The 16,323-nt window shown below is 63.1% G+C and carries 14 protein-coding genes and 1 pseudogene; 7 read left to right on the top strand and 8 right to left on the bottom strand.

Translation table 11 applies throughout. From position 1 onward, the window contains the following. Window positions 1–11: 11 nt before the first annotated feature. The 3 genes from PU133_RS07420 to PU133_RS07410 are packed head-to-tail and all read left to right on the top strand — an operon-like array spanning window position 12 to window position 5,813. Window positions 12–929, top strand: coding sequence for a DUF58 domain-containing protein (locus PU133_RS07420; protein WP_404864121.1), 918 nt, complete (start codon window positions 12–14; stop codon window positions 927–929). Further along, entirely contained in the window at window positions 929–3,742 is a 2,814-nt protein-coding gene (locus PU133_RS07415) for a DUF4159 domain-containing protein (RefSeq protein WP_404864120.1), read from the top strand. The genes PU133_RS07420 and PU133_RS07415 overlap by 1 nt, the downstream gene beginning before the upstream one ends. A 13-nt stretch (window positions 3,743–3,755) precedes the next feature. Next, on the top strand, window positions 3,756–5,813 hold the full coding sequence (locus PU133_RS07410; RefSeq protein WP_404864119.1) for a hypothetical protein: 2,058 nt from the start codon (window positions 3,756–3,758) through the stop codon (window positions 5,811–5,813). A gap of 15 nt (window positions 5,814–5,828) precedes the next feature. Here the strand turns inward: PU133_RS07410 and PU133_RS07405 are convergent, their stop codons facing one another. Then, window positions 5,829–6,329 carry a GNAT family N-acetyltransferase gene (locus PU133_RS07405; protein WP_404864469.1) on the bottom strand — a complete coding sequence of 167 codons (501 nt, stop codon included), beginning with the start codon at window positions 6,327–6,329 and terminating at the stop codon, window positions 5,829–5,831. 258 nt (window positions 6,330–6,587) lie between these two features. Here PU133_RS07405 and PU133_RS07400 point away from each other — a divergent pair, with 258 nt between their 5' ends. Continuing rightward, window positions 6,588–7,577 (top strand): glutathione S-transferase family protein, encoded by a 990-nt coding sequence (locus tag PU133_RS07400; protein WP_404864118.1) that lies wholly within the window; start codon window positions 6,588–6,590, stop codon window positions 7,575–7,577. A gap of 8 nt (window positions 7,578–7,585) precedes the next feature. Here the strand turns inward: PU133_RS07400 and PU133_RS07395 are convergent, their stop codons facing one another. Then, window positions 7,586–8,116 carry an NUDIX domain-containing protein gene (locus PU133_RS07395; RefSeq protein WP_404864117.1) on the bottom strand — a complete coding sequence of 177 codons (531 nt, stop codon included), beginning with the start codon at window positions 8,114–8,116 and terminating at the stop codon, window positions 7,586–7,588. Here PU133_RS07395 and PU133_RS07390 point away from each other — a divergent pair. Next, window positions 8,099–8,962, top strand: a pseudogene (locus PU133_RS07390) (metallophosphoesterase family protein); the annotation flags it as partial. The gene PU133_RS07395 and the pseudogene PU133_RS07390 sit on opposite strands and share 18 nt — an antisense overlap. Window positions 8,963–9,058: 96 nt before the next feature. Here PU133_RS07390 and PU133_RS07385 read toward each other — a convergent pair. The 3 genes from PU133_RS07385 to leuA all read right to left on the bottom strand — a co-directional run bounded on the left by PU133_RS07385 (window position 9,059) and on the right by leuA (window position 12,399). Next, complete coding sequence (locus PU133_RS07385; RefSeq protein ID WP_126009126.1) at window positions 9,059–9,748, bottom strand: hypothetical protein; 690 nt, start codon at window positions 9,746–9,748, stop codon at window positions 9,059–9,061. 96 nt (window positions 9,749–9,844) lie between these two features. Next, on the bottom strand, window positions 9,845–10,660 hold the full coding sequence (locus tag PU133_RS07380; RefSeq protein ID WP_404864116.1) for an alpha/beta fold hydrolase: 816 nt from the start codon (window positions 10,658–10,660) through the stop codon (window positions 9,845–9,847). Further along, the gene (gene leuA / locus PU133_RS07375; protein WP_404864115.1) at window positions 10,657–12,399 is read right to left on the bottom strand and encodes a 2-isopropylmalate synthase; all 1,743 of its coding nucleotides are present in this window, start codon (window positions 12,397–12,399) and stop codon (window positions 10,657–10,659) included. Before leuA ends, PU133_RS07380 begins: the two co-directional genes overlap by 4 nt. Window positions 12,400–12,637: 238 nt before the next feature. Between leuA and PU133_RS07370 the strand changes: the two genes are divergently transcribed. Together PU133_RS07370 and PU133_RS07365 are read left to right on the top strand one after the other, a co-directional pair. Continuing rightward, window positions 12,638–13,213, top strand: coding sequence for a hypothetical protein (locus PU133_RS07370; protein ID WP_404864114.1), 576 nt, complete (start codon window positions 12,638–12,640; stop codon window positions 13,211–13,213). Between the two features lie 119 nt (window positions 13,214–13,332). Continuing rightward, window positions 13,333–13,563, top strand: coding sequence for a DUF2019 domain-containing protein (locus tag PU133_RS07365; protein ID WP_404864113.1), 231 nt, complete (start codon window positions 13,333–13,335; stop codon window positions 13,561–13,563). Window positions 13,564–13,722: 159 nt separating this feature from the next. Here PU133_RS07365 and PU133_RS07360 read toward each other — a convergent pair whose 3' ends face one another. From PU133_RS07360 to PU133_RS07350, 3 genes are all read right to left on the bottom strand, one after another. Next, window positions 13,723–14,265 carry a hypothetical protein gene (locus tag PU133_RS07360; protein WP_404864112.1) on the bottom strand — a complete coding sequence of 181 codons (543 nt, stop codon included), beginning with the start codon at window positions 14,263–14,265 and terminating at the stop codon, window positions 13,723–13,725. Between the two features lie 182 nt (window positions 14,266–14,447). Continuing rightward, window positions 14,448–15,269, bottom strand: coding sequence for an ABC transporter permease (locus PU133_RS07355; protein ID WP_404864111.1), 822 nt, complete (start codon window positions 15,267–15,269; stop codon window positions 14,448–14,450). Continuing rightward, a complete protein-coding gene (locus PU133_RS07350) occupies window positions 15,266–16,264 on the bottom strand; it encodes an ATP-binding cassette domain-containing protein (RefSeq protein ID WP_404864110.1) in 999 nt (332 codons plus the stop codon). Before PU133_RS07350 ends, PU133_RS07355 begins: the two co-directional genes overlap by 4 nt. Between the last annotated feature and the right edge of the window lie 59 nt (window positions 16,265–16,323).

Here is a 16,323-nt window from a genome sequence, read left to right as displayed (position 1 = left end):
AAGCGATCCTGATGGCAGCCCTCGGAAAAACGGTTCAACCCACATCGAGCAGCGAGGCGCTTTCGCGTGCGCGCCAGCGCGCTGCGCTTGTGCCGGATTGCCTCGTTGAAGCGCGCCGGGTTTCCAACAGCGTCATCGCCGGATGGCACGGCCGCCGCCGCAGGGGCATCGGCGAAAATTTTTGGCAGTTTCGCCCTTACGCTCCCGGTGAAAGCCTGTCGCGCATCGATTGGCGCCGTTCCGCGCGCGACGACCACACCTATCTGCGCGACCGCGAATGGGAAGCCGCGCACACGCTTTGGCTCTGGGCCGACGCATCCGCTTCGATGATGTTCAAATCGGATCTGGGTCAGGTCTCCAAGGAAAGCCGCGCGCTCGTCGTCGTACTGGCGCTGGCGGAAATCCTGTCGCGGTCTGGTGAACGCATCGCCTATCCGGGCGCGATGGAGCCGGTGGCAGCACGCAACGCGGCCGAACGGCTGGCGGGCGCATTGGTTCTCGCACCGCCAAGCACGGCTCTTCCCGATCTCACACGTGTCGCCGCCCGCAACGACATCGTCGTCGTCAGCGACTTCCTCGATCCACCTGAAGATGTGCTGGCAACGCTCGCACCGCTGGCAAAGCGCGGTATCCGCGGCCATGTGCTGGAAGTCTGCGATCCGGTGGAAGAAATATTCCCCTATGCCGGACGAACGGAATTCGTCGATCCGGAGACCGGCGGCAAGCTGACGCTCGGGCGCGCGGAGACGGCCGGCGAAGAGTACCGCAACGCCTATCTCGCACGACGGGAAGTCCTGGGTGGCGCACTCAGACGCCTGGGGTGGAGCTTCACGACCCACCGCACGGATAGGCCCGCATCGGAGGCGCTCGTCGCTCTGCACATGCACCTGTCCGGCATGCCGGCGACGACTTTGGCGAGGGCTGGCTGATGCTCGGTCTGCCGCTCGCCTTTTCCGCGCCGCTCGTGCTTTTCGGCCTGCTCGCCCTGCCGGTCATCTGGTGGTTGCTGCGCCTGACGCCGCCGCGCCCCCAGGCTGAGATCTTCCCGCCGCTCAAGATTCTCGCGCGCGTGATGAAGCGCGAAGAAACGCCGTCGAAAAGCCCGTGGTGGCTAACGCTTCTGCGGCTTGCCATCGCCGGCTTCATCATTATGGCGCTTGCCGATCCGATCCTCAATCCGCGGGAAAACAGCATATCGACCGCGGGGCCGCTGCTGATCGTCATGGACAATGGCTGGGCGACGGCCGCCGATTGGGAAGACCGCGTCTCGGTTGCATCCCGGCTGATCACCGACGCTGAGGAAAGCGAAATTCCGGTCTCGCTCGTCTTCACCGCCGACGCGACCCATGACGCGACCCCCCGCTCGGCCGCCCAGGCACTCGAGCGCTTGCAGGCTGCAAGCGCCCTGCCCCAGCATGGCGACCGTGCCCGCACGCTTGCAGCTGTGGCGGACACGCTCGGTGGCACTGCGCCCGGCACTTTGGCGATCCTGAGCGATGGCGTTACGTCCGACGGGGAAGAGACAGACCGACTTTCCGCACAGTTGGAAGCGATCGGTGCGGCGTCGGTCCTGCTCTTCGAAGACGGACCCGATGCCGTCGCGCTCGTCGATGCCGAGAATGGCGCCGACGCCTTCGTCGTCGAAGCGCAGCGGCCGGTGGCTGCTGGAGCCGTGAGCTATCCGTTCAATGCGCACGACATTCAGGGCCGAGCGATTGCCGAGGGCAGCATCGATTTCGCGGATGGCGAGACCACGGGCACCGGCTTTATCCGGGCGCCGTTCGAACTCCGCAATGATTTCGCGCGCTTCGCGATCCCGGGGATCCGCAGCGCCGGCTCCGCCTATCTGCTCGACGATAGCTTCCGCCGCCGGCGCGTGGCGCTACTTTCGGGCGCTTCCGCTGACCTCGCGCAGCCGCTGCTCGCCCCGCTCTATTACATCGAACGCGCGCTCGAACCCTTTGCCGACATCGTGCGACCCCGCGATCCGGAACTGTCGGTTGCCATTCCCGAGCTCATCGAGACCAACCCGTCGGTCATCGTCATGGCCGACATCGGCACCCTGCCGGACGATGTCTACGGCCCGCTGACCGAATGGGTGGAAGACGGTGGCCTGCTCCTGCGCTTTGCCGGGCCACGGCTTGCCGGCGCGGACGAAAACGATCCCCTTATCCCCGTGACGCTGCGTCAGGGCGAGCGCGCGCTCGGCGGCGCCATGTCATGGACGGAGCCGCAAAATCTTGCGCCCTATCCGGATCAGGGCCCCTTCGCCGGAATGCCGCCGCCCGAAAACATCGTCGTCAACCGGCAGGTGCTCGCGCAGCCCTCGCCGGAGCTTTCCGCCAATACCTGGGCCAGCCTGGAAGACGGAACGCCGCTCGTTACCACCCGCCAGATCGGCGAGGGCCGCACGGTGCTTTTCCACGTCACGGCCGAAGCGACCTGGTCGAACCTGCCGATCTCCGGCGATTTCGTCGAGATGCTGCGCCGGACAGTCATGCTGTCCAGTGCTGGCGGCCAGCCGGCCGGTGGCAGCGCGGGCGAACAGGCATCCCTGCCGCCCTATCGGCTGCTCGACGCCGCCGGCCAATTGATCGCGCCATCGGGCGAAGCCCGTCCGCTCGTGCTCTCAAACGAAGCGCCCACAGTCAGCCCGGAAAATCCGCCCGGTCTTTACGGCACCGAGGATGGCTTCATCGCGCTCAACCTGATGGACGCACGCGATGCGCTCGAACTTATCGCCTGGCCGGACGCCGTTTCCGCAACGCGGACAGGCTACGGGACAGACAATGCCATGTCGCTGCGCCCGCATCTCTTCACCGCCGCGATGATCCTCCTGCTCGTCGATAGCGCCATCGTTCTTCTCATGGCCGGCTTCGCACGGCGTCTGCGGATCGGATCGCCCGCACTCGGCCGCACGGCAGCTGGCATGGTCGCTATATTTGCAGTGTCGCTTGCGCTGACACCCGATGCGACAGCGCAGACGGACGATACGCGCGCCGGCGACGACATTATCTTGGAGCAACTCAACACCACCCGGATTGGCTACGTACTGACCGGCGAGGATGAGGTAGACCGCATCTCCGAGCGCGGCCTTGCTGGGCTCGCCGAGTTCCTGGCCTACCGAACGTCGCTCGAACCAGGCGCTCCGACAGGTCTCGATATCGAAACCGACCAGTTAGCCTTCTTCCCGCTCATCTACTGGCCTGTCAGCGCCAGCGCGCCAATGCCGAGCGCGCAGGCCATCAGCCGGATCGACGCCTATATGAAGGCCGGCGGAACCGTTCTTTTCGATACCCGCGACCAGTTCTCCGGCCTCGGCAATGCGGCGAGCCCGGAGACCGATCGCCTGCGGGCCATCATGGCCGACCTCGACATACCGCCGCTCGAGCCCGTGCCGGAAGATCACGTGCTGACGAAGGCCTTCTATCTGCTTCCGGATTTTCCGGGCCGGTACCGCGGCGGCGAAATGTGGATCGAGCAATTGCCGCAAGCCGGTGAAACGCGCACGATGACATCCGCCGATGGCGTAACGTCGGTCATCATCACCGGCAACGATCTGGCCGGCGCTTGGGCCATCGACACCAATGGCGTGCCGATCTATCCGACGGTTCCGGCGGACCCCGCCCAGCGCGAATTTGCTTACCGGACCGGCGTCAACATCATGATGTACATGCTGACCGGCAACTACAAGACAGACCAGGTGCACGTTCCCGCCCTGCTCGAGCGGCTCGGCCAGTGAGGCGCCCCGTCCCATGACACTCGATTTCGCCCCGTTGCTGCCCTTCTACGCCCTCGTCGCCCTGGCGCTTGGCGCCGTGCTGGTGGCAGTTGGCCTCTTCGTGCAGGGCGCACGCGGTCGCATCCTGCGCGTGGCGGCGCTCGCGGCCCTCTTGATGGCACTCGTCAATCCGGTGCTCTACCAGGAAGAGCGCGAGCCACTTCAAAGCGTGGTCAGCGTCGTGGTCGATCGCAGCCAGAGCCAGAACTCGCTCGAGCGCACTGAGCAAACCGATGACACGCTGCAGCAACTGACCGAACGGCTCGAGCGCCAGAGCCGCTTCGATGTTCGCGTCGTTGAAAGTCGCACCGACGAGAATGAGGAAGTGCCGTCGACCCGGCTGTTCGAGGCCCTCTCCTCATCGATCCAGGATGTCCCCACATCCCGCTTTGCCGGCGCAATCCTGATCACCGACGGCCAAGTTCACGACATTCCCGAAAATGCCGCGGCCCTTGGCTTCGATGCGCCGATCCATGCGCTCGTTACCGGACATCCGGACGAAGTGGATCGGCGGATTCAGTTGATCGAGACCCCGCGGTTCGGCATCGTCGGCGAAGAGCAGACGGTGCGCTACCGCGTCATCGACGATGGTCAGCCATCGAGCGAGCCAGCCTCCGTTTCGGTGCGATTGAACGGCGAAGACATCGCCAACGCGGCCGTCACGGTCGGCAATGAAGAGCGCCTGAGCTTCGAAGTCCCGCGCGGTGGCAAGAACATCCTCGAATTCGAGGTCGGCGTGCTCGACGACGAGATCACGCCGGCCAACAACCGCGCCGTGATGGAACTGGAAGGCATTCGGGAGAACCTGCGCGTTCTGCTCGTTTCCGGAGAGCCGCATTCCGGTGAGCGCGCATGGCGCAACCTGCTGAAGTCGGACGCTTCTGTGGACCTCGTCCATTTCACCATTCTGCGCCCGCCGGAAAAGCAGGACGGCACGCCGATCAACGAGTTGTCGCTGATCGCTTTCCCGACGCGCGAATTGTTCGTGGAGAAGATTAACGAATTCGATCTGATCGTGTTCGACCGCTACCAGCGGCGCGGCGTATTGCCTGTGCTCTATTACGATTACATCGCCCAATATGTCGAAGCAGGCGGCGCGCTTCTGATTGCCGCCGGTCCCGAACATGCGGGCTCTCAGTCGATCGCAACGACCCCGCTTGCACCGGTTCTGCCCGCAATGCCGACCGGCGAAGTGAACGATGTTGGCTTCTTCCCGCGCCTTTCCGAAGATGGCCGGAAGCATCCCGTGACACGCGACCTGCCGGGAAGCGAGCAGGAACCGCCCTCCTGGGGCCGCTGGTTCCGCGCCGTCGAAGTGGATGCGCCGGAGGGCAACACGGTGCTCGACGGTCCCGATGGATCGCCGCTTCTCGTCCTCGACCGCACGGGCGAAGGCCGGGTCGCCATGCTGCTCTCCGACCACGGCTGGCTGTGGGCGCGCGGCTTCGAAGGCGGCGGCCCACATGTCGATCTCTATCGCCGTGTCGCGCACTGGCTGATGAAGGAGCCATCGCTCGAGGAAGAGGCTTTGACGGCGCGCGCTCGCGGCCGCACGCTCATCGTCGAGCGCCAGACCATGGGCGACGAGCCAGCGCCGGCCTCCGTGACGACACCGGCGGGCGAAGTGATCGATCTCGCCCTCTCGCAGGCCGAGGAAGGTCTGTTCCGAGCCGAGCTTGAAACCGAAGAGGTCGGCCTGTTCGAAGTGGCGAATGGCGATCTGACGGCACTTGCCCACATCGGTGCGATCGACGCACCGGAATTCCGCGCCACAGTCTCGACGGAAGGCTTGCTTCAGCCGATCGCCCGCGAGACCGGCGGGTCGGTCACCCGCGTCTCCGGCAACGAGCTTCCGACAATCCTGCCGGTGCGTGGCGCCGTGCGCGATACCGGCTCCGGCCGCATGCCGCTGCGGGTCACGGACGAAACCGTCCTGATCGGCGTCAACCGCATTCCGCTTTTCTCGGGCTTCCTGGGCTTGGCGCTGCTGCTCCTGGCACTCGGCTCGACCTGGTATCGCGAAGGCCGCTGATCGCGGATCGCTCGCTTATGCCCGCCAGTCGACGGTGCCCTTCAGCTTTACGCGGGCCGTCGGCGAGCAGCCGGCGATGAGAATGCGCGATGGATCGACAGGGCCGGGAAATGCCAGCGTCCCGATCGCCACCGGCTCGAAACCAAGCGGCTGATAATAGGGCGGGTCTCCAACGAGAATGACGCCTTCGCTGCCCTGATCGAGCGCACGACCGACCGAGATGGCGACGAGCGCCCGCCCGATCCCCCGGTTCTTGTGCGTCGGTCGGACGGCCAGCGGACCGAGCAGATGCGCCTTTACACCCCCGGCAAGCACGGGGGTGAGCCGCACTGAACCGACAATCGCGCCGTTCTCGCTGGCGACGAAAGACAAGCGACGATCATGCGGCCCCTGCTCGCGCACACGCTCCGCGGCGCGGGTGAAGCGCCCCGGTCCGAATGCTTCCTGGTTGATCAGTTGAATGATACCGTCGTGCGACGGGTCTTCGGTCAGATAGACGATATCGGAATTGTGCATGAAGGCTGGACCAGCAATGAACCGCAACGAGGGTGCGCCGCGCCCTCTTGCGAGGCACGGGAACGATCAGGATCGTCGCTGTCTGGTCGACTGATGCAAAGCTGCTTCCTATCGCCCCAAGGTCAGGGCATCGCGGCGATAGCATGGGCTCGCGCCACCGCCAACAGGAAAAACAGACTGTCTTCGCTGCATCGTTTCTTGAAGAGCTGCGTTCCGCCTACAATGCTCACAAGACGCTAAAATAATGGAGATCGGTAAATGGGCTTGCTCGTCGAGGGTCAATGGCAGGACGTCTGGTACGACACCAAGGAAACGAAAGGGCATTTCAAGCGCTCTGAATCGCAGTTTCGCAACTGGGTGACAGCCGATGGCTCCGCCGGACCAACCGGCGAGAAAGGCTTCAAGGCCGAAGCCGGCCGCTATCACCTCTATGTGTCCTACGCCTGCCCGTGGGCGCATCGCACATTGATCTTCCGCAAGCTCAAGAAGCTCGAGGATGCCATCTCGGTCTCGGTGGTTGACTACCACATGGGCGAGAATGGCTGGGAGTTCAAAGACCGCGACGGCGGCACGGTCGATCACCTCTTCGGCTTTTCGAAGCTGTGGCAGGTCTACACAAAGGCCGACATGGTCTATTCCGGCCGGGTTACCGTGCCGGTGCTCTGGGACAAGGAGCGCGGGACGATCGTTTCGAACGAGTCCGCCGACATCATCCGAATGCTGAATTCCGCCTTCGACGACATCGGCGACGACACACTCGATTTCTACCCGAAGGAGCTGCGCGGCGAGATCGATGAGATAAATGCGCTGGTCTACGACGCGATCAACAACGGCGTCTACAAATGCGGCTTTGCAACCACCCAGGAAGCCTATGAAGAGCATTTCGTCGCTCTCTTCGATGCGCTGGATGAAGTCGAGGAACGTCTCGCGAAAAATCGCTATCTCGTCGGCGAGCGCCTGACGGAAGCCGATTGGCGGCTCTTCACGACGCTGGTCCGCTTCGATCCGGTCTATGTCGGCCACTTCAAATGCAATCTGCGCCGCATTGCCGATTACCCGAACATCTCAGGCTACATGCGCGAACTCTACCAGATGCCGGGCATCGCAGGGACCGTTAACCTGCTACACATCAAGCGGCACTATTACGGCAGCCATGGCACCATCAACCCGACCGGCATCGTGCCCGTCGGCCCTGCACTGGACTACGATGCACCGCATGGCAGGAGTCATCTGGCGCAGGCTGCCTGACCGCCGGCCTACCAATAGGGAGAGGCTTCGGAACCATTGAGCTCAGCCAGCCTTTTCCGAGTGGCCGGGGTCGTTCCCTCCGGCAAGGCATCCACGTCGAAGAACCCCGCCTCGGCAATCTCGCGATCCGCTTGTTTGGCGCGTTCCTGCGCCACGAGCGCACAGTGATAAAGGACCACATGATCCCGCCTGCTTGCTCCGCGATTGAGATAGATGCCGGCAAGCCGTGGCGCTTCGACCAGCGTGAGGTTGCCTTCTTCGAAAAGTTCCTTTTCAACCGCCTGCAGAACCGTCTCGCCGGGTTCCACGCCCCCACCCGGCAGATGCCACCCGCTCACATAGGTGTGCCGCACCAGAAAAACTCGGCCATCCCGATCGAATGCCAGCATACGCACGCCAAGCGTCATCGGTCGCCTGACCAGGAAGAAGACATGATAGAGCCTCAGCCGCAAGCGTCGCGCCAATCGACGCAGATCGAAACCCGTCGGTTCGGCCTGACGCAGCTCTGGATCGGTGCCTGAATGTTTCGGCTGGCTCATATTTCCGACATCCATCTGGGGCTCGAACACGTCCCCTCCATGCGCGAACTCGCATCCAAGCGCATCACCGGCTATGTGAACTGGCGGCGCCATCGGCGCAAGGCGCTGTTCGGCAATGTGCTGGAAGCGCTGCTCGACGACATCTTCGAAAAGAAGCCCGACCACCTCGCCATCACCGGTGATCTGGTCAATCTCGCCACCGACAACGAGGTGGAGGTCGCCACCGCGTGGCTGGAGGCCATCGGCGACGGACTGAGCACGTCGGTGGTGCCTGGCAATCATGATGCCTACGTGCCCGGCGCCTACGACAAGGTGGCCGAAGCCTGGCGCAGCTATATGACGAGCGACGACGAGCGCCTGATCCGGCCCGACAACGGGCTCTTTCCCTTCATGCGCGTTCGCGACAACGTTGCGCTGATCGGCATTTCGACAGCCACCGCGACGCCGCCCTTCGTGGCAAGCGGCTATTTCGGCATTCCGCAGGCCCGCCGCACGGTGGAACTGCTGAAGCAGGCTAAAAACGCCGGCTTGTTTCGCGTGGTCATGATCCATCACCCGCCGGTCCGGCGCGCGGCGATCTGGCACAAGCGCATGATCGGCATCGGGCGTTTTTCGCGCGTGCTGCGTGATGCCGGCGCCGAACTGGTTCTGCACGGCCACACGCACCTCAACACGATCCACTGGCTGCCTTCGCCGGGCGGGCTCGTACCCGTGGTCGGCATCGCTTCTGCAAGCCAGGGGCCGGGCGGCGCCAAACCGACGGCGACCTACAACTACTTTTCGATCGATGGGAAGCCGGACGATTGGCAGTGCCGGCTGGAACGTTTCCAGCTGCCGGAGGATGGCGGCGACAAGCCGATCCGGATCAGCGACGACGACCTGATGCGGCCCGAGACGGTTCCGCCAGGCCACATCGACCCGGCACTCGGCCAGGACAGCGCGTCACTGCTGCAGGAAGCGATCGGCGAACGACGCCATCAAAAGCAGGCCGCCCAGTATGCAACCGCTCAGGAACCAGATGACGCCGACAAGTAGGCTTTTTGCATTGATGGCCGGTACCCGCTCGGTGCTTGGCATCGCTTGAGGGGCCGGTGACGACGGGGCGTTCGTGGCCGCGACCGATGGCGCATCTGCGCCGTCATGCTCTGCACGATCACGTCGATCCGGCAACCGGCGTCCGCCTGAGCGCATTTCGGTCTCGTAAGACGTCCGCATTGCTTCGAAATCGCCTTCGAGCAGGCGCTGGCGCTGGATGATCCGCTCGGCGATGTAGCGCGAGACGGCGTCCGCCGTCTCCGCCATGTCGGCGGTTTCGCTCATGAGCGTGCGGCCAAGCCTTGTGTCACGCACGAAGCGATAGGTGCGCCGGTCGCGCGCCATGTGCACATGCGCAACCGCGTCGATCCAGAACCGTGGCTGCAGGCCGGAGGACAGGGCGAAATCGAACTGGTCGTCTTGCGCCGGCACGTCGGCGATGACGGGCTCCAGTTCCTGGGCGAGCAGTTCCAGACGCGCCCGATCCGCATCGCGCATGTCGACGACCACGTCGTCGCGCTCGGCAGCCGCCACCTTCACCTCTCGGATGATCTCCGAAAGGCGCCGCTGGCGCGCAGATCTCGACTGATCGCTCATCACGCAGAACCCTCGCTGAGCCAGAAGGCTGGCTTAACTGTTTATTAACACACCGCGAGCGGTCTTGGCGAGGGAGACGGCGGCGGCGCGAGAGAGCTAGCCCCCGGTTTTGACCGATTGCCGAACCAATGTGATGACCGCGTCGCGCTGCTCGTCGACCAGCATGTGCCCCGTATCCTCGAAGACATGGGCTGCGAAAAGCGGTGGCAGCCGATGTGCCTGGCGCGTCGGCAAGACGCGGTCCTGCGTACCCCAGAGCACCTTGACCGGCATCGTCAGCGTTTCGAGATCGGCACGCGCGATCATGCCCTGCCGCCGGTCGAGGCCGGTACCCGTGGTCATGGTGTCATGGATCGCGAGCAGCGTTTCGATGGCACCGGGCTGCGCCCGCAAGGCCACGTAAGCCTCCACGGTCGCATCGCTGATCGGCCGGTTCCAGCCATACATTTCCTCAAGCGCAAGCCGAATGGCGTGCGCATCGGCCGCCTGCGCATAGCGCTCAAGCAGCCGATGGTTGATCTCCGACCCGAACCCGCCGGGGGCGAGCAGCGTCAGCGATGCGACCCGGTCTGGGTCGCGCAAGGCGAGAAGCGCCGCCACTGCCCCGCCCATCGAATGCCCGACAAGATGGACGCCGGCGATGCCGCGGCTGTCGAGATCGGCCGCGATCGCCTTCGCCATCCGCCCTGCCCCGCCGATGCCGGCAGATGCAAGAGAACGCGCATGCCCCGGAAGGTCATAGGCGACCGTCGGATGTTCGACGGCGATGGCGGCGGCGACCTCTGTCCAGACATCCGCCGATCCGCCGAAGCCGTGCAGGAAGACGACGGGCGCCCGTGCCGTCGGATCTCCTTCCGTCGCGGCAAACAACGGTGTCTCGGACTGGTCGGCGCTAGCCTTCCCCGCCGTCATCCGGCATCACCGCTTCGATCGATGATACGGTTTGCCGCCGAGACGATCGCTTCGAGTGAGGCCGCGACGATGTTCTGATTCACGCCGACGCCGAAGATCGTGCGCCCATCGTGCTCCATCTCCATGTAGCAGATGGCGGCCGCATTCGAGCCATGCTGCATCGAATGCTCCGAATAGTCGGCAACCGTCATTTCGATGCCCAGATATTTGTTGAGCGCATCGACAAACCCGTCCACGGGACCGGTGCCCTTGCCTTCGATCCGCTTCGTCTCGCCTCCATCCGTGATTTCGGCGGCAACGATGCGGCGGCCCTTCACCGATCCATCCGCATAGGTGTGATGATCGACGAAGGAGAGCCGCGAACCCGGCTGGCCGACATAGCGCTCCATGAAGCGATCATAGATGCGGCGGGACGGCAGTTCCTTGCCTTCCTCGTCGGTGATGCGCTGGATGTCTTCGCGGAACTCGACCTGCAGCTTCTTCGGCAGGTTGAGCCCGTAATCCTCCTGCAGGATGTAGGCGATGCCGCCCTTGCCCGACTGCGAGTTGATGCGGATGATAGCCTCGTAGGTGCGGCCGACATCCTTAGGGTCGATCGGCAGATACGGCACTTCCCAGAGCGGCTTGTTGGCGACCTTGATCGCCTTCATGCCCTTGTTGATCGCATCCTGATGCGAGCCGGAAAACGCGGTGTAGACGAGTTCCCCCACATAAGGGTGGCGCTCGGCGATCGTCATCTGGTTGGAATATTCGTAGACGGCCTTCATGCGCTCGATGTCGGAACAATCGAGCTCAGGATCGACGCCTTGGGTGAACATGTTGAGCGCGAGCGTCACCACATCCACATTGCCGGTGCGCTCGCCATTGCCGAAAAGCGTGCCTTCGACACGGTCCGCGCCGGCCATCAAGCCCAGCTCGGTGGCAGCGATGCCGGTGCCGCGGTCGTTGTGCGGATGCAGCGAGATGATCAGGTTCTCGCGGTTGTCGAGGTTGCGGCACATCCATTCGATCTGGTCGGCATAGATGTTCGGCGTCGACATCTCCACCGTCGACGGCAGATTGATGATCAGCTTGTTGTCGGCTGTCGGCTTTACGATCTCGGCGACCGCGTTGCAGATTTCGAGCGCGACTTCGAGTTCGGTGCCGGTAAAGCTCTCGGGCGAATACTGGAACCGGTAGCTATCCGCGCCGCTGCCGGCCTTAAACGCCATGTCCATGATCATCTTCGCCGCGTCGGTGGCGATTTCCTTGATGCCGCGAACATCCTTCTGGAACACCACGCGGCGCTGCAACTCCGATGTCGAATTGTAGAAATGGACGATCGGACGGTGCGCGCCTTCCAGCGCCTCGAAGGTGCGCGTAATCAGTTCCGGGCGGCACTGCACCAGCACCTGCAGCGAGACGTCGCTCGGCACATTGCCCTGCTCTACGCACCAGCGCGCGAAATCGAAATCCGTCTGCGAGGCCGATGGAAAGCCGATCTCGATTTCCGGAAAGCCCATGTCCAGCAGAAGCTTGAACATGCGCTCCTTGCGATCGTGCCCCATCGGGTCGACCAGCGCCTGATTACCGTCGCGCAAATCCACCGAACACCAGATCGGCGCCTTCTCGATCCGGCGCGACGGCCAGGTCCGGTCGGAGAGATCGATCTGCGGATAGGGCTGGTACTTCTGCGGCGCGCTCGGCATGCCCTTTTGAATGCGGGCAGCAGGCGTCTCTTGCTTGGCGTGGACAGTCATGGCTCTCGTCTCCGTCTCCTCCGCTTCAAACGCGCTGCCCGACAAAGGGGCAGAAACAGCGCACAAGCGGGACCTCAATCGGTCAATTCACTGGCAGTGTCAAAGGGATAAGGAGCTGTTGCCGGCAAAGCCTCTACGGCCGCCGGGCGCTCCTCAAAGGACCCGGCAACCGCGCGTAAGGCCGAGAAGAAGAAGCGAGCTGAGCGTACGCGCACGGAAGGACACGGACGAAATGCCCATGCCGCGGAAAGATCCAGCCGTGTTGCGCCTCTTGCTCATGGAAGGAGTGATAGCCGAGGACGCTGGGAGAGGCAAGCGGGAGACTTGCCGCGCGCGGACGCCCGTTTTCCACGACCGCAGACGGGCAATCGGCAAATCGATCCCCGCTCAGTCGACGGCCGACGAAGATTTTCCTGCGCTAGCAGCGAACTTTGATCCGTCCGAACCACCGGATGACTGGCCGGAGATTCCTGACCCGCGCCCCCGTAGCTCGCGAGAAAGAACGCGCATCGCTATACGGGTCGCAGAATGGATCGCGCGCAACGCGTGGCGAGCGACGCCCTGGGGTCGAGCAATCACGATCGGACATTGGCTGTATGACAGACTTCCGCTGATCGAATCCTATCGCGATGCCCCACGCACGCTTGAGGAACTGCTCAACAGAGCGAAAACGCCATTGGCGGGCTATGACAGACACCACATCGTCGAACGATCGACTGCTAGACTGAGCGGTTTTTCCGAGGATATGATCAATGATCCTGACAACATCGTGTTGATACCGCGGATGCGGCACTGGCTGATTAATCGATGGTAGGCCAGACCGAATGATGATTACGGAGGCGAAAGCCCTCGCGCTTTCCTTATGGCAAGATCCTGGATGGAGCAGAGACGCGAGGGCCTAAGGGCCTTGCAGAAGTTCGGAGTGCTCAAGCCATGACAACTGTACCTGATCCATCAAGTACAAAGGTTGATGCGCTTGTGGCTAACTTCGCAGATGTCGCGCTCAGGATGGAGCAGGCAGACATCGATGGTCGCTTGGCGCTCTACAAGAAACTCTATCGGCAGAAGGTAGCGATCCAAACTGAACTGCGGGCGCGGCCCGGCGATCAGCGCATCGCTCTGCCGGCTCTTTATAACCACCCCAGTGTTTGGGAGCCAGATTGATATCGGAGAATTGCCCGCAATCTTTGATTGCATGAGCCCAGATGTTCACGAATGCTCATCATGCTCTAGTGCTGCAATTGCATGAAGTGCTGCCTTAAGCCATCGCCGACTTCTTGAATGAAAAGTCGCAATACACACCGGTGAGCTGAAGCCCTCGCTTCACAGCCGCTTCACATACTTCGCCAGCATCCGATCCGCCTTGTATTGCTCCCAGAAATGCTTGGCGACCGAGAGGAAAACCACCGCGGCGGTCAGCCATATCAGACCCATGAAGATGCTGCGCTGGAAGAAGCCGAGTGAAAAGAAGGCCATTCCGAACGCGATAAGCAAGGCGACCGCGAGCAACACGATCTGCCGCACGCACGCACCCGGTGTCAGGGCCCGGTTGGCAAAGGAAGCGCCCGTTTCAGGGATGATGTAATTGTAGAGGTGAAAGCGGTCCTCGTAGGGGCGACCGATCGCTACGACGCGTTGGTTCTCGGCATCCTTGAGCTTGAGGCCGGAGAGATAGACCTCCTTTTCGAAGATGCGCGTGATCGGACGCTTGAGGACGAGACCTTCGATTTCCATCATCGGCGGCTTGTCGCGCAGCTTCAGCCGCTCCCGTGATGCGATATCCCTGCGCTTTTCGACCGGTACCGCCTCCATCCGACCATCGATGATGACAAGGGGACTGAAGTCGAGAAGACTGAAATCATGCATGAACTCTTCGTCACTCCCCGTTGTGGCCGGTCGAACCGCGCTCCTGGCGCACTTCGCCCGTCTTCGAATGGATCAATCGCTCTTTGCGTTGATTGATCGCGTCGCCGGGCGGTGAACCGGCATCCGCTTCACCTGGAAACGCTCCTAGCTCTATGGCCCAAACAGGACGGTGGCGAAAGACCTCAGCGCCGCCGATAGAGCATCAGGGTCACCGGCGCGAGGATCGCCGTTACCAGTGCGGGCGCGATCAGAGCCAGGCCCACATCGGCGAAACTGCCGCCGCCATTCATCAGCCCGCGGATCGCCGTCGTCATCAGGCTCACCGGATTGACGTCGACGAAAGCCCGCAGCCAGCCGGGCATCGTCGCCGGATCCACCATGATGTTGGAGGCGAAGACGAGCGGAAAGAGGAAGGTGAAGCCCATCGTCATCACCGTTGTCGGCGTGCGGATCAAAAGTCCGAGCACCATGAAGATCCAGCCCATGCCGAAGCCGATCGCGACAAGCAGCGCAAAGGCGCCGAACACGCCGAGGATCCCCGTCTCTGGCCGGTAGCCGAGGATCAGCCCGATGGTCAGGATGATCGTCGCGGCGATCAGATGGCGCAGGATATCGCCCACCATCAGCCCGGCAAAAGGCGCCAGCGGCCAGATCGGCAGCGAACGGAAGCGATCGAAGAGCCCCTTGCCGAGATCGGTGGACAGCCCCATGCCGGAATAGACTGAGTTGAACATGACGGTCTGGACGAGAATGCCCGGCAGGAAGAACTGCAGATAGTCCCCCGTCGAACCCGCAAGCGCTCCACCGAACACGAAGGTGAAGAGCAGCGTGAACATGATCGGCGTCATAACCAGATCGAAAAGCTGCTCCGGCACGTGCTTGAACTTCAGGACGGCCCGCCAGCCAAAAACGAGCGCGTTGGAGAACGCGGACGGCTTCGGCGGCCGGGCGACATGTCTGAGGCCGGCCGTGTCCGGCAGATCGTTCATCGGTCGATCGCTCATTCCGCAGCCTCCCTTTCCGGCATGTCCGTGGTGGTGCGCTCGCCCGTCAGCGCGAAGAACACTTCGTCCAGCGTCGGCTGCCCCATGGAGAAATCGGCGAGCGCGATGCCTTCGGCGATCAAAGTCGCCAGGGCAGCATTCGCCGCTTCTGGCGATTCCGCGATGATGGACAGCGTCGCACCTTCCGCCGATCTCTGAACGGAACTCTGCAGCTGCGTTTCGAGGACCGCTGCGGCGCGGTCGAGATGCGCGGGATCGGCAAGAGCCACATGCAGGAAGCCGGAACCGGTCTCAGCCTTCAACTCGCGGCTCGTGCCTTCGGCGATTTTGCGCCCATGGTCGATGACCGCGATGCGCGAGGCAAGCTGGTCGGCTTCCTCGAGATATTGGGTTGTCAGAAGGATGGTGACGCCGCTGTCGGCGAGCCCTCGGATCATCCGCCACACGCCCTGCCGCGCTTTCGGGTCCAGACCTGTCGTCGGTTCATCGAGAAAGAGCACACCCGGCGTTACGATCAGCGATGCGGCGATATCAAGCCGCCGGCGCATGCCGCCGGAATAATCCTTCACCTGCTTTGTTGCCGCGTCGGAAAGATCGAAGGCGGCGAGAAGCTCGTCGCCGCGCTCGCGCGCTGCCCGGCCCTTGAAGCCCCAGAGCCGCGCGATGAGGATGAGGTTCTCGCGGCCCGTCAGATCTTCGTCGAGCGAGGCGAACTGACCGGTCATGGCGATCGCGCTGCGCACGGCATCGGGCGCGGCAGTCAGATCATGACCCATCACCGTGGCTGCGCCGCCATCTGGCACGGTGAGCGTCGCGAGCATGCGCATCAGCGTCGTCTTGCCGGCGCCGTTCGGGCCGAGAATGGCGAAGATCATGCCGCGCGGCACGACGAGATCAATCCCGGCAACGGCAGTCACGTCACCAAAGCGCTTGATCAGCCCATTGGCGACGATGGCAGGTTCCGGCGCGCCTTCATGGTGTGCGTCTGACGTCATGGCGTGGCCCGTCTCAATCTGTGGCCGACACTGCCAAGGACGACGACAACAGCCGTCAG

Origin of the sequence: Georhizobium sp. MAB10 (assembly GCF_045012825.1) — a bacterium.
GTDB lineage: Bacteria > Pseudomonadota > Alphaproteobacteria > Rhizobiales > Rhizobiaceae > Georhizobium > Georhizobium profundi.
Note: the sequence above shows the minus strand (reverse complement) of the source record. Positions and strands in the feature narration are given on the sequence as shown.

Bases quoted from the DNA above. Each gene is read 5' to 3' on its own strand.
- PU133_RS07420 (WP_404864121.1), top strand. From the start codon at position 12: ATGGCAGCCCTCGGAAAAACGGTTCAACCCACATCGAGCAGCGAGGCG.
- PU133_RS07415 (WP_404864120.1), top strand. From the start codon at position 929: ATGCTCGGTCTGCCGCTCGCCTTTTCCGCGCCGCTCGTGCTTTTCGGC.
- PU133_RS07410 (WP_404864119.1), top strand. From the start codon at position 3,756: ATGACACTCGATTTCGCCCCGTTGCTGCCCTTCTACGCCCTCGTCGCC.
- PU133_RS07405 (WP_404864469.1), bottom strand. From the start codon at position 6,329: ATGCACAATTCCGATATCGTCTATCTGACCGAAGACCCGTCGCACGAC.
- PU133_RS07400 (WP_404864118.1), top strand. From the start codon at position 6,588: ATGGGCTTGCTCGTCGAGGGTCAATGGCAGGACGTCTGGTACGACACC.
- PU133_RS07395 (WP_404864117.1), bottom strand. From the start codon at position 8,116: ATGAGCCAGCCGAAACATTCAGGCACCGATCCAGAGCTGCGTCAGGCC.
- PU133_RS07385 (WP_126009126.1), bottom strand. From the start codon at position 9,748: ATGAGCGATCAGTCGAGATCTGCGCGCCAGCGGCGCCTTTCGGAGATC.
- PU133_RS07380 (WP_404864116.1), bottom strand. From the start codon at position 10,660: ATGACGGCGGGGAAGGCTAGCGCCGACCAGTCCGAGACACCGTTGTTT.
- leuA (WP_404864115.1), bottom strand. From the start codon at position 12,399: ATGACTGTCCACGCCAAGCAAGAGACGCCTGCTGCCCGCATTCAAAAG.
- PU133_RS07370 (WP_404864114.1), top strand. From the start codon at position 12,638: ATGCCGCGGAAAGATCCAGCCGTGTTGCGCCTCTTGCTCATGGAAGGA.
- PU133_RS07365 (WP_404864113.1), top strand. From the start codon at position 13,333: ATGACAACTGTACCTGATCCATCAAGTACAAAGGTTGATGCGCTTGTG.
- PU133_RS07360 (WP_404864112.1), bottom strand. From the start codon at position 14,265: ATGCATGATTTCAGTCTTCTCGACTTCAGTCCCCTTGTCATCATCGAT.
- PU133_RS07355 (WP_404864111.1), bottom strand. From the start codon at position 15,269: ATGAGCGATCGACCGATGAACGATCTGCCGGACACGGCCGGCCTCAGA.
- PU133_RS07350 (WP_404864110.1), bottom strand. From the start codon at position 16,264: ATGACGTCAGACGCACACCATGAAGGCGCGCCGGAACCTGCCATCGTC.